Consider the following 14,094-nt stretch of genomic DNA (forward strand, 5'->3'; position numbering starts at 1 on the left):
GCAACAAAATGGCTTGGCAAGGAAAACACTGCATCGTTGTGGGCCTGGGAGATTCGGGTCTGGCTGCTGCCAAATGGCTGGCAGGGCAAGGTGCGCGAGTGTCGGTGGCAGATACCAGCAATACGCCACGCAACCTGGATGCGCTCAAAGCGGCGCTGCCGGATGCTGGTTTACGTCTGGGCGCTTTCTCCGATGCCACTTTTGCTGATGCCGATGCATTGATCATGAGCCCTGGCGTAGCGCTGGTGACTCCCGCCGTGGCTGCTGCCGTGGCGCGTGGTGTTCCGGCGATGGGCGACATTGAACTGCTGGCGCAAGTGATTGCTGGCACGGCGACCAAAGTCATCGCCATTACTGGTTCCAACGGCAAATCCACGGTCACCACCATGGTTGGCCAGATGTGTGAAGCCGCCGGTTTGCAAACGGTGGTGGCGGGCAATATTGGCTTGCCGGTGCTCGAAGCCCTGGCGCAATGGCAAGCCAAAGGCGCTTTGCCCGATGTGTTTGTGCTGGAACTTTCCAGCTTCCAGATCGAAACCACCTATTCGCTGCAAGCCGATGCGGCCACCGTACTGAACGTGACCGAGGATCACCTCGATCGCTACACCGGCATGGCGCATTACGCCGCCACCAAGGCGCGCGTGTTCAACGGCAACGGCGTGATGGTGCTCAATCGTGAAGACGACTGGTGCCAGGACATGGCCTTGCCGGGCCGCGAAGTGATCTGGTTTGGTGCCGACCTGCCGCGTTCTGCCACCGAATATGGTCTGGTCGAGCAAGGCGAAGATTTCATCCTGCGCGCCGGTGATACTGAACTGCTCAAGGCCAGCGAATTGCCGCTGGCTGGTTTGCACAACGCCGTGAACGCTTTGGCTGCGATGGCATTGTGCCGCGCCATTGGCTTGCCGAATGCCCCGCTGATTACCGCACTCAAGGTCTTCAAAGGTTTGCCGCACCGCGTTGAGTTTGTGGCCGAGATTGACGGCGTTAAGTACTACGACGACTCCAAAGGCACCAATGTGGGCGCCACGGAAGCCGCTCTTAAAGGCATGACCCAACCGGTCGTGCTGATCGCCGGCGGCGATGGCAAGGGCCAGGATTTTGAACCGCTGGTTGAAGCGTGCGAGCGTATCTGCCGCGCCGTTATTTTGATTGGTCGCGATGGCCCGAAGATTGCCGAAGCGCTTAACGATGCGTCGTCACCATTCATTGCCGTGGGCGATGACGAGGATGACGATGACGAATCGTTCCTGCCGGTATTGCAAGTGCCGACATTGGAAATGGCTGTCTCCATTGCTGCCAATATGGCGCAACCCGGCGACGCCGTATTGCTGTCGCCCGCCTGCGCCAGCCTGGACATGTTCCGCAATTATCATCACCGCGCCGAAGTGTTCATCGCCGCGGTGAAAGCGCTCGCCGGAGGTTCGGCGTGAAGAACATCTTCTATCAGGCACTCAAACGCGTTCGCCCAACCATGGCTGCCTATGACCAGGCACTGCTGTGGGCGATCCTCGTCCTGCTCGCGTTTGGTCTGGTGATGGTGTATTCGGCGTCAATTGCACAAGCCGAGGTCGATAAAGACATCGGGTTCCGCGCCAATTATTACCTGATTCGGCACTCGATTTTCCTGGTGGTCGGGCTGATCGCAGGCTTTGTGGCGTTCAATATCTCTACCAAGACGTGGCAGCAATATGCCCCGGCGCTATTTATCGTTGGTGTGCTGATGCTGGCCGTGGTGCTGGTGCCCGGCATTGGCCGCGAAGTAAACGGTAGCCGCCGCTGGTTGTCGCTGGTGGTTATCAACTTGCAGCCATCCGAGATCATGAAGTTTGTGGTGCCGTTGTATGCCGCTGATTACACCGTACGCAAAGCAGCCTTCATGCGCGGCGACCTGATCGAAAGTATCACCAAGGGCCTGCTACCGATGATGGTGGTGATGCTGGTGGTCGGCGGCTTGCTGTTGCTGGAGCCGGACTTCGGCGCCTTCGCCGTGATTACCGCCATCGCCATGGGCTTGTTGTTCCTGGGCGGCTTTAACTGGCGGTTGTTTGCCGGTTTGATCGTCGCACTGGCGGTGGGCTTTGTCGGGCTGGTGGTTAGCTCGCCTTACCGGATGCAGCGTGTGCTGGGCTTTCTTGATCCATGGAAAGACCCGTTCGGCAAGGGCTACCAGTTGAGCCACTCGCTGATCGCCTTTGGTCGTGGCGAATGGACCGGCGTGGGCCTGGGCGCCAGCGTGGAGAAACTCTCTTACCTGCCTGAAGCGCACACCGACTTCTTGATGGCGATCATCGCTGAAGAACTGGGCTTTCTCGGTGTGGCTTTCGTGGTCATGTTGTTCGCCTTTATCGTGCTGCGCTCTTTCCTGATTGGCGTACAAGCCGCCAAGCTTGATCGCGCCTATCAAGCGCTGGTTTCGCAAGGCATTGGCATCTGGTTTGGCGTGCAGTCGGTAATCAATATCGGCGTGAACATGGGCCTGATGCCAACCAAGGGCCTGACCTTGCCGCTGTTGAGCTTTGGTGGCTCCGGCATCGTGGCCAATCTGCTGGCCTTGGGTGTGCTGATGCGCATCGACTATGAAAACCGCCAGATGATTCGCGGGGTGCGCCATGAGTAAGCGCACTTTGCTGGTGATGGCAGGCGGCACCGGCGGGCATATTTTCCCGGCGCTGGCCGTGGCCGACGCCGTGCGGCAGAAGGGTTGGAGTGTGGTCTGGCTGGGTGCGAAAGGGGCGATGGAAACGCGCATCGTGCCGCAGCATGACATCCCGCTGGAAACCTTGCCCATTACCGGCGTGCGCGGCAAAGGCTTGCTGAAAAAGCTGGCGCAGCCGTGGGTGCAACTGCGCGCGCTGGCCGGTGCAGTAAACGTGATTTTCCGGTATCGCCCGGATGTGGCCATTGGCTTTGGCGGCTTTACCGGCTTTCCCGGCGGCGTGGCTACACGTTTGTTGTGGTTGCCGCTGGTGATTCACGAACAGAACTCCGTGGCTGGTTTGACCAACAAGGCGCTGTCGCATATCGCCAATCGCGTGTTGTTTGCCTTCCCTGGCGCGTTTGCGTCTGGCAAGAAACGCGCGTGCATCGGGAACCCGGTACGCGGTGCGATCCTGAATGTGCCAGTCCCGGCTGAACGTTTTGCCGGTCGTACCGGTCCGCTGCGCTTGCTGGTGGTCGGCGGCAGCCTCGGTGCCAAGGCCTTCAATGACGAAGTGCCCAAGGCACTCGCGCAATTGCCACAAGAACAACGCCCGGTGGTGATTCACCAAGCCGGTGAAAAGAATATCGACGCCCTGCGGACCAACTACGCCCAGGCTGGTGTTGAGGCTGAATGCGTGGCGTTTATCGCCGATATGGCTGCGGCTTACGCCGACGCCGATCTGGTGCTGTGCCGCTCCGGCGCACTCACGGTGTCTGAGCTGGCCTGCGTTGGCGCGGCCAGCGTGCTGGTGCCGTATCCGCACGCGGTGGATGACCACCAGACTGGCAACGCTAGATATCTGAGCGACGCGGGTGCTGGCGTGTTGCTGCAACAAACCGAATTCAACGCAGCGCGTTTTGCCGCGCTGCTGCAACAAACCAATCGAGCGGCTTGCCTGACGATGGCCCAATCAGCCCGGCAACTCGCCCGCCCCGAAGCCACACAAGACGTGGTGCGGGTGCTGGAGGAATTATCAGCATGAAACATAAAGTTAAAAGCATTCACTTTGTCGGGATTGGCGGCGTTGGCATGAGCGGCATCGCCGAAGTATTGGTCAACCTGGGCTTTGAAGTCAGCGGTTCTGACTTGGGCAGCAATGCCACCACGCAACGCCTGATCGCCGCAGGCGCCAAGGTGTATCAGGGCCATTCGGCCGATTACGCCCGTGGTGTGGACGTGGTGGTGACTTCGACCGCCGTGACTGCCGATAACCCGGAAGTGCTGGCGGCACGCGAAGCCAAAACCCCGGTTATCCCGCGCGCCATGATGCTGGCCGAACTGATGCGGCTCAAGCAAGGCATCGCCATTGCCGGCACGCATGGCAAGACCACCACCACCAGCTTGACCGCGTGCGTGCTGCAAGCGGCTGATTTAGACCCAACCTTTGTGATTGGTGGAAAGCTGCATGCGGCTGGCACCAACGCGCGCCTGGGCCACGGCGATTTTCTGGTGGCCGAGGCAGACGAATCAGACGCCTCGTTCCTGTATCTCAATCCAGTGATCTCGGTCGTGACCAACATCGATCAGGACCACATGGATACCTATGGCCATGACTTCAACAAACTCAAAGGTGCGTTTGTTGATTTCCTGCGCCACCTGCCGTTTTACGGTCGCGCCGTGCTGTGTGTGGATGATCCGCATGTGCGCTCCATCCTGCCGGAAGTGACCAGCCCGGTTACCACCTACGGCTTCAGTGAGGACGCCACCCTGCGCGCCGAGAACGTCGAAGCTGCAGGCGGCCAGATGAAGTTTGACGCGGTGTGGGAAAACGGCGAAACCCGCCGCATCCCAATCGTGCTGAACATGCCCGGCAAGCATAACGTGCTCAACGCTTTGGCGGCGATTGGAATCGGTCTGGAAGTGGGCGCCAGCGAAGGCGCAATTCAGCGCGCTCTGGCCGAATTCACCGGTGTCGGTCGGCGCTTCCAGCAATACGGCGAAGTGGCCTTGAAACCCGCTGCAGATGGCAGCGGGCGTGGCAGTTTCACGCTAGTGGATGACTACGGTCATCACCCGGTAGAAATGGCGGCGACTCTGGCCGCAGCGCGCGGTGCTTTCCCGGGCCGTCGCCTGGTGCTGGCGTTCCAGCCACATCGCTACACGCGCACCCGCGACTGTTTTGAAGACTTTGTCAAAGTGCTGTCCACCGTCGATGGCTTGTTGCTGGCCGACGTGTACGCCGCTGGGGAGGCACCAATTGTCGCCGCGGACAGCCGCAGTCTGGCTCGTGCCATCCGTGTTGCGGGCAAGGTCGAGCCGGTGTTTGTGGAACAAATTGCAGATATGCCTGAGGCAGTATTCGCCGCAGTGCAAGACGGCGACGTGGTTATCACCATGGGCGCCGGGTCGATTGGCGGTATCCCGGCCAAGCTCGCGGGGGCATGAGATGAATCTTTGGGTGAGTACAGAGTTGCTTGCGGCGCCCGGCCAAGCCGAGCGCTTGCGTTGGAAGGTGTGCCAGCAACCGCTCGCTCTGATTGGTCCCGACTCCCCCCGCCCTCGCCGCCGCGAGGGAGCCTCACTGCGTTCGAGGGCGGCATGGGAAATTTTTAACTGGAAGCATCAGCAATGAAGCAATACGGAAAAGTGGCGGTTTTGATGGGTGGCACCTCCAGCGAGCGTGAAGTCTCGTTGATGAGTGGCACCGGCGTGCTGGCGGCTTTGCAAAGCCGAGGTGTGGATGCGCACAAGTTTGATCCGGCCGAAAAACCGCTGCTGTCGATCAAGGACGAAGGTTTTGATCGTGTGTTCGCTATTTTGCACGGTCCATACGGTGAAGACGGCACGGTCCAGGGCGCGTTGGAGGTATTGGGCGTGCCTTACACCGGCTGCGGCGTACTGGCTTCGGCCATCGGCATGGACAAGCTGCGTACCAAGCTGATCTGGCAAGCGCTGGGTTTGCCGATTCCGGCGTTCGAGTTGGTCGATGCCAACTCCGACTTTGCCGCCATTGAGCAAAAACTCGGTCTGCCGCTGTTTGTAAAACCGGCCACCGAAGGCTCCAGCGTGGGTGTGGTGAAGGTGAAAACGGCGGGTGGCCTCAAGGCGGCTTATGAAGAGGCAGCCAAGTTCGACAAGCTGGTGCTGGCCGAAACGTTTGTGGGCGGCGGCGAGTACACCACTGCCGTGCTGGGCAATGAAGCACTGCCCGCCGTGAAGATTGAACCGGCCACCGAGTTCTACGACTACGAAGCCAAGTATTTCCGCGACGACACGGTTTATCACTGTCCATGTGGTTTGTCGGCAGAGAAAGAAGCGCAGATCGCCGCAGATGTGCTGAAAGCATTCTGGGCCATTGGCGGCAGCAGTTGGGGCCGCGTGGACTTTTTGATGGATGAAGCAGGCCAGCATTACTTGCTGGAAGTAAACACCGCACCAGGTATGACCAGTCACAGCCTGTTTCCGATGGCGGCGCGCCAGGCGGGCATGAGCTACGAGGATCTGGTGCTGCGGATTCTGGACACCACGCTGGACGGGCAGGAATAACACGGCATGTGGGACAAGCCCCAACTTCTGATGTGGTTTGCCAATCTGCTCACGGCCATGGCCGTGCTGCTGCTGTTTTATTCCGTGCTGTTTCTGGCGGTGCATTCGCCGCTGTTTCCGGTCAAGCGGATCGCGGTGGATGGCGATCTGGCGCACGTCACACGCGAGCAGTTGCAGTACGTGATCAAGAACGATCTGAAGGGCACGTTCTTTACGCTGGATCTGGACAAGACCCGGCAAGCCTTTGAAAAGTTGCCGTGGGTGCGCCAGGTGAGCGTGCGGCGGCGTTGGCCAGACCGGCTGGAAGTCACGATTGAAGAACATCACGCCATCGCGCGTTGGGGTTCGATTGCGTTGTTGAACAACTATGGCGAGCGCTTTGACGCCGCCTCGAACGATCAGCTGCCGATCCTGGAAGGCCCGGATGGCACAGAAAAGCTGATGGTGGATGGTTTGAGTGATTTGAAGACTGCGTTGGGCCCAATGGGCAAGCAACCCACGCATATCTGGTTGTCTGAACGCCGGGCATGGCGCTTTGAGCTGGATCGACAAGTGATTGTGGAAGCAGGTCGTAACGAGGTGCTGGACCGGGTCAAACGCTTTGCCACGGCCTATGGCGGCTCACTGGCCAAGCTCTCTGGCGATGCCCAGCAGTTTTCGTATGTGGATTTGCGTTACCCGAATGGTTTTGCCGTGAGATTGCCGGGCTTCAAACCCGCAGTTCCGGCCAAGGGCGCCAAAGCGCCAGCGTGATACAGGCCCGGCTTTGATCAGCGTTTAGCGCGGATCGCCGGACAATTTTTCAAGTGATTCATCAGGAAAGATAAAGAGGTTGTCAGTGACCAGGGATACCAAAAACCTCATCGTGGGGCTCGATATCGGCACCAGCAAGGTGGTGGCGGTGGTGGCCGAAGTGCAGGAAGACGGCTCGTTGAATGTCGTCGGTCTGGGCTCGGCTGCGTCCCGGGGCCTGAAGCGCGGCGTAGTGGTGGACATCGAAAAAACGGTGAACGCCATTCAGTCGGCTTTGGGCGAAGCGGAATTGATGGCGGATTGCAAAATCCGTGAAGTGTTCACCGGTATCGCCGGTAGCCACATCAAGGGCCTCAACTCGCACGGCATGGTGGCGATTAAGGATAAGGAAGTCACGCAGGCCGATATGGACCGCGTGATCGAAACCGCCAGTGCGGTGAATATCCCGACCGATCACCAGGTGCTGCATATCCTGGCGCAGGAATACATCATCGACGGCCAGGAAGACGTCAAAGAACCGCTGGGCATGAGTGGCGTACGCCTGGAAGTGCGCGTGCATATCGTCACCGGCGCGGTCTCTGCCGTGCAGAACATCACCAAGTGTGTGCGTCGTTGCGGGCTGGAGATCGCCGAAGTGGTGTTGCAGCCACTGGCCTCGGCCTACGCCGTGTTGACGGAAGACGAGAAAGATCTGGGCGTGTGCCTGGTCGATATCGGCGGCGGCACTACGGATATCTCAGTGTTCATCAACGGTGCGATTCGCCATACCGCAGTGATTCCGATTGCCGGTGACCAGATCACCAACGACATCGCCATGGCGCTGCGTACGCCAACCGGTGAAGCCGAAACCATCAAGCTGCAATACGGCGTGGCGCTGCGTCACATGACTGATCCGCAGCAAATGATCGAAGTGCCGGGCGTGGGCGAGCGCGGTTTGCGCCAGATGAGCCGTCACACCCTGGCCGAAGTGGTCGAGCCGCGAGTGGAAGAGTTGTACAGCCTGGTGCAGACAGAACTGCGTCGGGCCGGCTTTGAAGACCGGTTATCCAGCGGCATCGTGATTACCGGCGGGGCATCGTTGATGCCCGGCATGGTGGAACTGGGTGAGGAAATCTTCCACATGCCAGTGCGTCTGGGGCATCCGAAGTACGTCGGCGGGCTGGCCGAAGTAGTGAAGAACCCGCGCTTCTCCACCGCTGTGGGTTTGTTGTTGATCGCCAAAGAGCAATACATGCGCAATCCCGTTGGCCGGGCCAAGGATGGCTCGTTCGGCGACATGCTGGGCCGCATGAAATCGTGGTTCCAGAACAACTTCTAACGGTTTGGTTTTATCAGTTTCAGCAGTACCGGTTCAGGCAGTAACAAAAGCAAGAATTCAGTCGTAGTCGGTTTTGAAAACGGGCGTTTTTTATTTTTCGGGTCAGCAGTAGTTTTAGGGTCAGAGGAGAAACACATGGCACTTACTTTTGAAGTTCAGGAAGTAGCGCACCTTGTGAACATCAAGGTGATTGGTGTTGGTGGCGCGGGTTGCAACGCGATCAACAACATGATCGACAACATGATGCAAGGCGTGCAGTTCATCGCCGCCAATACGGACGCACAGGTTCTGAAACTGTCGCGCGCCGATAACGTGGTTCAGCTGGGCGCTGACCTCACTCGTGGTTTCGGTGCAGGTTGCAACCCGGAAATCGGTCGTCAGGCAGCAGAAGAAGACCGTGACCACATTGCCGAACTGATCGAAGGTTCGGACTTGTTGTTCATCACCGCAGGCATGGGTGGCGGCACAGGTACTGGCGCCGCGCCGGTCATCGCGCAAGTGGCACGTGAGAAGGGCATTCTCACTGTTGGCGTGGTGACCAAGCCAGGCATCGACGAAGGCGGTCGCCAGAAAGTGGCACAAGTGGGTATCGACGAACTGGCGAAGTATGTTGATTCGCTGATCGTGGTGTCCAACCAGAAGCTGGAAGAAGTGCTGGGTGAAGATGTCACCATCGACGAAGCCTTCCGTGCTGCAGACGACGTCCTGCGCAGCGCTGTGGGTTCCATCGTTGAGATCATCAACTACCCGGGCCTGATCAACGTCGACTTTGCCGACGTGAAGACCGTCATGCGCGAAATGGGCATGGCCATGATGGGTTCGGCCGTGGCTGTGGGTGCAGACCGTGCTGTAGTAGCAACCGAAGAAGCCATCCGTTGCCCGCTGCTGGACAACATCAGCTTCAAGGGTGCTCGCGGCGTGCTGGTGAACTTCAGTGCCAGCCGTACCACGCTCAAGAAGGGCGAAATTCGCCAGTCGCTGGAAATCATCAACGCCCACGTGGCCGAAGATGCTCAGGTCAAGCACGGCGTGGTGTATGACGAATCGCTAGGTGACCAGATCCGCATCACCCTGATCGCTACCGGTCTGGGTGCCAAGGAAACCAGCAAGCCGCAACTGTCGGTCGTACAAGGTCAGGGCCAGCAAGCCCGTACCGGTACTGACAACATGGGCTTTAACGCAGAAGATTACGACACTCCGGCAATCTGGCGTACCCGTCGTGGCGGTGGTGCCGGTGAAGCTGCGGCGGCACCTGCGGCACGTCCGGCGTTGAACAATATCGACATGGATATTCCGGCGTTCTTGCGCCGCCAGGCCGATTAAGAGTCGCAAAAAAAGCTGTATGCAGTGTTGCGCTTGCTTGCCGTACCAAGTTGTACTGTCTGCACGGCGCGCGCCTCGCCTACAGCATTTTGTAGCGACTCTACACAACGCCAACTGCGCCTCTGACCCGATCGCGTAGCGTGCGGCACGCCCAACGGTGTGCCGCACCGCGCCCCTGTCTCTGGTGATTCATTTCAACTGGATGGGTGCGCACGACCGTCTTTTGCCCACAAGGCGGCTGACTGTAGCGCATACGGACGCAGTAAGTAGATTGATTCCGGCTATCCCTTTTATTGTGACGATCAATCCAGCCCATGACCCGGGGCTGCTAAAATGTCTCAGTAGATTGAATAGCCAGGCGGAGTAATCGATACATGTTTCAGCAACGCACCTTGAAATCGACGGTTCGTGCCGTCGGCGTCGGCTTGCACTCAGGCGAGCGGGTAACGCTCGTCATGAAACCGGCACCGGTGGAACACGGGATCGTCTTCAAGCGTTCGGATATGCCCGATTCGGACGTATTCAAGGTGGGGCCGGATCTCGTCAACGACACGCGACTCTCCTCCACGCTGGTCAAAGACGGCGTGCGCGTAGGCACCATCGAACATCTGATGTCGGCCTTTGCCGGTTTCGGCATTGATAACGTGCTGGTGGAAGTTGACGCTCCGGAAATGCCGATCATGGATGGCTCCTCCGCGCCATTCATTTACTTGCTGCAGTCCGCCGGTGTGGTGCTGCAAAACGCACCCAAGCGCTTTGTGCGCGTGCTCAAGCCGGTGCAAGTGGCCGAGGGCGACAAATGGGTAAAGCTGGAGCCGTACGAAGGCTACAAAACCACGCTCACCATTGATTTCAAGCACCCGGCGTTCAAGAAGTCGCAACAGTCGATCTCCATCGACTTTGCCAATACCAATTACATCAGCGAAATCGCCCGCGCCCGCACCTTTGGTTTTATCCACGAAGTTGAATACATGCGCATGAATGGCCTGGCCCGTGGCGGCAGCATGGACAACGCGGTGGTCATCGACGAATACCGCGTGCTCAACGATGGCGGTTTGCGCTTTGATGACGAGTTCGTGCGCCACAAACTGCTGGATGCGATTGGTGATCTGTACGTGATTGGTCACCCACTGATTGCGGCGTTCTCTGGCTACAAATCCGGCCACGCGATGAACAACAAGCTGCTGCGTGCCTTGCTGGCGGACCCGACCAGCTATGAACTGGTGACCTTCGAGAACGATACCCAAGTGCCTTCGTCCTTCCACGCGCTGCCACCGCTGTCTATCTGATCATCCATGTTTGGCATCTTGCGCATTCTGTTTGTGCTGGCCGTGCTGTTGGCTGGTTTTGGCGCGTTCAAATATCTGCGCACGCGTGACCGCTTCTGGCTGCGCATGATCAGTTGGGTGCTGTACGGCGTGTTGGCGCTGCTGTTGGTGTTTTTTAGCGGGTTGGCGTTGCAGCGGATGATGATGTAACCGGCGTGGCGTTGGGTGGAATCCGGGCGACCTTTTCTGAAGCGCGATAATCCACCGCCGCATTGGTGGATTGGCTTCGCCGAGTCCACTGACTGGCCAATACTGCAAACAGGTGACAGCGAAGCCCACTGCGGCGATGATGCTGGCTGATCATTTCCTCATCATCTGCCAGCAGGAACCCGCACTATGTCCAATTCCGATATCCAGCGCCTGAACCCAACCCCGCAATGGTCTGATGCGACCAGCTTCAACGGCATTTCCTTCTTTGTTGAAGTCCCGGAAAGCGGCACGACTTTTGTCGAGCAAACCCACGCCTTGCTGGCGCAGGCTGAACGCACGCTGGAGAAAGTGGGATCGGATAAAAGCCGCTTGCTGATGGCGATGATTTATCTACCTGATCTGGCCAACCGCGCTGCGTTTAACGAGATCTGGCAAGCCTGGCTGCCAGAGGGTAGTGCACCGTCCCGTGCTTGCGTACGCGCTGATTTGGCGTCACCGAATGATCTGGTAGAGATTGCATTTACTGCGGCGACGAAAATCGCATAAAGATAGCTGGAATTCGGGCTAATCGACTAAACCCGTAGCCCGGATGGAGCGTAGCGGGAATCCGGGGACGCAATACATCCTTGGGCCTCTACGTGGGAATTTGCCGACACCGCACCCCAGATTCCCGCCCTGCGGGCTTCATCCGGGCTACCGGGTCTCGCGTCAGTGTGAAGGTTTGCGCCAAACGCTCGCCAGCCACGGCTGCTGTTCACGCGGCAGTCCGGCAGGGCGGTAATAGTGGTCCAGCTCCACAAATCCGGCTGCGGTCATGTAATCGCGCCAGTGTTGCAGATCGTGATACGCGCCGTAGCGGCCACGATTCCAGCCCTCTTCATTGTTGCCGCGTGGATTGGAGCTGAACAATACGCCGCCGGACTTGAGAGTCGCGTGTAACTGTTTGAGAACCTGCGGCAGCGCCTGGCTGGGCACGTGGAACAACACCGCGTTGGCAAACACGCCATCAAAGTGCGCATCCGGTAAATCCAGCGCCAGAAAATCCTGCTGCCAGACCTCGCAACCCGAATCCTTCCGCGCCATCTCGACAAACTCACCGGCACCTTCCAGGCCAATGGCCGTGTGGCCCAGCGCGGTGAATGTTTTCAGATCACGACCCGGCCCGCAGCCAAAATCCAGAATGGTGAACGGGGCGGCAGTTGTGATGTGCTGCAGCAAGGCGGCGATATTCTGGCTGACATCGTGGTCTGCCGTGCCTGCTCGAAAATCCTCAGCCACGCCGTTGTAATGATGGATATTGAGCGCGGCAATTTGCGCCAGATCATTCGGGTCCAGAGCCATGATGTTTAGCCTCAGCCAGCTTCTTGCTGATAGCGGCGGCGGTTTTCTTCGTCCAGGCGTACGGCTTCCACTTCTTCCAGCACGCTCTTCACATCCGCCGGTTTGTGGCTGATGGCAAAATGGCCAGTGAGTGGCACGTCTGGATGCAACGTGCCGGCTTCAAAGATCGACCAGATTTCTTTGCCGTACTGGCTGGTAAGCAGTTCAGGTGCAAACTGGCCGAAGTAGGTCGCCAGATTGTCCACGTCGCGTTCCAGCATCTGGCTGGCGTTGTTGTTGCCCGCAGCGTCCACAGCTTGCGGCAGGTCGATGATCACCGGACCATCGGCATCGACCAGAATGTTGTACTCGGATAAATCGCCGTGGATCATCCCGGCGCACAGCATCAACACCACTTGCTTGATCAACTGGCCGTGATATTGCACCGCCAGTTCCGGCGACATTTCCACATCGTTCAGGCGCGGTGCGGCATTGCCCTCAGCGTCGGTGATCAGGTCCATCAGCAACACGCCCTCAAAGCATAGATATGGGCGCGGCACGCGGACACCGGCTGCGGCCAGCTTGTACAGAGCATCCACTTCAGCGTTTTGCCAGACTTCTTCCTGCATTTTGCGGCCATAGCGCGAGCCTTTTTCCATGGCGCGGGCCTGGCGGCTGTTCTTGACCTTGCGGCCTTCCTGGTAGGCGGCGTTCTGTCGGAAACTGCGTTGGTTGGCCTCTTTGTAGACCTTGGCACAGCGGATTTCTTCACCACAGCGCACCACGTAGACCGTGGCTTCCTTGCCGCTCATCAACTGGCGGACGACTTCATCGATCAAGCCATCTTCAACCAGCGGCAGCAATCTTGGAGGTGTTTTCATAGGCGGGGCAGGTAGACCAAATGCAAGGAAATTCAACACATTATACCGGTTTGAAGTAGCCTCGCCGGGAGTTCTTGTTATTCCTGAAGGTTGGTTCGAGACCCAGCGGCGATTATGCTGCGGGTAAAGCGCAACGACGCTGCTTGGGGAAATGCATATGAGTACGCTGTTATTGACTGGTGCGACCGGCCTGGTCGGTCACGCCGTTTTGCGCCAGGCTTTGGCTGACGAACGTGTGAGTCGCGTTGTGGCCCCCACTCGCCGTGCCTTGCCACCGCATCCCAAACTGGAAAACCCGGTAATCGACTTTGACCAGTTACCGAAAGACGCGCCATGGTGGCAGGTCGATGCGGTGATCTGCACCTTGGGCACCACCTTGCGCGTGGCTGGTTCGCGAGAGGCTTTTCGCAAAGTGGATCTGGAATACCCGCTGCGCATTGCCTTGCTGGCCCGCCGGCATGGCGCGCGCATGTACGCGCTCAACTCCGCCATGGGTGCCAAGTTAGGTTCGCGGGTGTTTTACCTCAAGGTAAAGGGCGAACTGGAACAGTCGCTGATGGAGTGTGACTATCCGTCGGTACTGATCGTGCGGCCGGGGTTGCTGGGTGGCGATCGCACCGAAATCCGTCCTGGAGAGCGCTTTGGGCAGGTGGTGCTGGGCGCATTGAACGGCATCATGCCCAGACGATTTCGTATCGTGCCCGCCGAGAAAGTGGCGCGCGCCTTGCTGGAAGGGGCGCTGGCTGCCACGCCGGGGCTGGAAATACTGGAATCGGAAGACCTGCTGTAAACGGTCTGCGTTCGTCGCGACTAGATGGCCTCCCGCCCGGA

The 14,094-nt window shown here is 58.7% G+C and carries 14 protein-coding genes; 12 read left to right on the forward strand and 2 right to left on the reverse strand.

Translation table 11 applies throughout. The features are described from left to right. Nucleotides 1-8 precede the first annotated feature (8 nt). From murD to P4L78_RS21105, 11 genes are all read left to right on the forward strand, one after another. Nucleotides 9-1,433 (forward strand): UDP-N-acetylmuramoyl-L-alanine--D-glutamate ligase, encoded by a 1,425-nt coding sequence (murD, locus tag P4L78_RS21055; RefSeq protein WP_309330495.1) that lies wholly within the window; start codon nucleotides 9-11, stop codon nucleotides 1,431-1,433. Beyond that, a complete protein-coding gene (gene ftsW, locus P4L78_RS21060) occupies nucleotides 1,430-2,620 on the forward strand; it encodes a putative lipid II flippase FtsW (protein ID WP_283147553.1) in 1,191 nt (396 codons plus the stop codon). The genes murD and ftsW overlap by 4 nt, the downstream gene beginning before the upstream one ends. Then, complete coding sequence (gene murG / locus P4L78_RS21065) at nucleotides 2,613-3,686, forward strand: undecaprenyldiphospho-muramoylpentapeptide beta-N-acetylglucosaminyltransferase (protein ID WP_309330497.1); 1,074 nt, start codon at nucleotides 2,613-2,615, stop codon at nucleotides 3,684-3,686. The genes ftsW and murG overlap by 8 nt, the downstream gene beginning before the upstream one ends. Then, a complete protein-coding gene (gene murC, locus P4L78_RS21070) occupies nucleotides 3,683-5,089 on the forward strand; it encodes a UDP-N-acetylmuramate--L-alanine ligase (RefSeq protein ID WP_283147555.1) in 1,407 nt (468 codons plus the stop codon). The genes murG and murC overlap by 4 nt, the downstream gene beginning before the upstream one ends. Before the next feature lie 183 nt (nucleotides 5,090-5,272). Then, the gene (locus P4L78_RS21075; RefSeq protein ID WP_309330499.1) at nucleotides 5,273-6,190 is read left to right on the forward strand and encodes a D-alanine--D-alanine ligase; all 918 of its coding nucleotides are present in this window, start codon (nucleotides 5,273-5,275) and stop codon (nucleotides 6,188-6,190) included. A 6-nt stretch (nucleotides 6,191-6,196) separates the two neighbouring features. Then, nucleotides 6,197-6,943, forward strand: a complete 747-nt coding sequence (locus P4L78_RS21080) for a cell division protein FtsQ/DivIB (RefSeq protein WP_283147557.1) — start codon at nucleotides 6,197-6,199, stop codon at nucleotides 6,941-6,943. Nucleotides 6,944-7,028: 85 nt separating this feature from the next. After that, complete coding sequence (gene ftsA, locus P4L78_RS21085; RefSeq protein ID WP_283147558.1) at nucleotides 7,029-8,261, forward strand: cell division protein FtsA; 1,233 nt, start codon at nucleotides 7,029-7,031, stop codon at nucleotides 8,259-8,261. Between the two features lie 135 nt (nucleotides 8,262-8,396). After that, the gene (gene ftsZ / locus P4L78_RS21090) at nucleotides 8,397-9,584 is read left to right on the forward strand and encodes a cell division protein FtsZ (protein WP_283147559.1); all 1,188 of its coding nucleotides are present in this window, start codon (nucleotides 8,397-8,399) and stop codon (nucleotides 9,582-9,584) included. Nucleotides 9,585-9,958: 374 nt separating this feature from the next. Further along, nucleotides 9,959-10,873, forward strand: a complete 915-nt coding sequence (lpxC, locus tag P4L78_RS21095; protein WP_283147560.1) for a UDP-3-O-acyl-N-acetylglucosamine deacetylase — start codon at nucleotides 9,959-9,961, stop codon at nucleotides 10,871-10,873. A 6-nt stretch (nucleotides 10,874-10,879) separates the two neighbouring features. Beyond that, entirely contained in the window at nucleotides 10,880-11,062 is a 183-nt protein-coding gene (locus tag P4L78_RS21100; RefSeq protein WP_283147561.1) for a hypothetical protein, read from the forward strand. A gap of 186 nt (nucleotides 11,063-11,248) precedes the next feature. Beyond that, a complete protein-coding gene (locus P4L78_RS21105) occupies nucleotides 11,249-11,608 on the forward strand; it encodes a RidA family protein (RefSeq protein WP_283147562.1) in 360 nt (119 codons plus the stop codon). A 162-nt stretch (nucleotides 11,609-11,770) separates the two neighbouring features. Here the strand turns inward: P4L78_RS21105 and P4L78_RS21110 are convergent, their stop codons facing one another. Together P4L78_RS21110 and P4L78_RS21115 are read right to left on the reverse strand one after the other, a co-directional pair. After that, on the reverse strand, nucleotides 11,771-12,403 hold the full coding sequence (locus P4L78_RS21110; RefSeq protein WP_283147563.1) for a bifunctional 2-polyprenyl-6-hydroxyphenol methylase/3-demethylubiquinol 3-O-methyltransferase UbiG: 633 nt from the start codon (nucleotides 12,401-12,403) through the stop codon (nucleotides 11,771-11,773). Nucleotides 12,404-12,414: 11 nt separating this feature from the next. Then, nucleotides 12,415-13,263, reverse strand: a complete 849-nt coding sequence (locus P4L78_RS21115) for a PA4780 family RIO1-like protein kinase (RefSeq protein WP_283147564.1) — start codon at nucleotides 13,261-13,263, stop codon at nucleotides 12,415-12,417. Nucleotides 13,264-13,420: 157 nt separating this feature from the next. Between P4L78_RS21115 and P4L78_RS21120 the strand changes: the two genes are divergently transcribed. Continuing rightward, nucleotides 13,421-14,053 (forward strand): NAD-dependent epimerase/dehydratase family protein, encoded by a 633-nt coding sequence (locus P4L78_RS21120; RefSeq protein ID WP_283147565.1) that lies wholly within the window; start codon nucleotides 13,421-13,423, stop codon nucleotides 14,051-14,053. Nucleotides 14,054-14,094: the final 41 nt, after the last annotated feature.

This window comes from Silvimonas sp. (assembly GCF_031291215.1).
GTDB classification, from domain to species: Bacteria; Pseudomonadota; Gammaproteobacteria; order Burkholderiales; family Chitinibacteraceae; genus Silvimonas; species Silvimonas soli.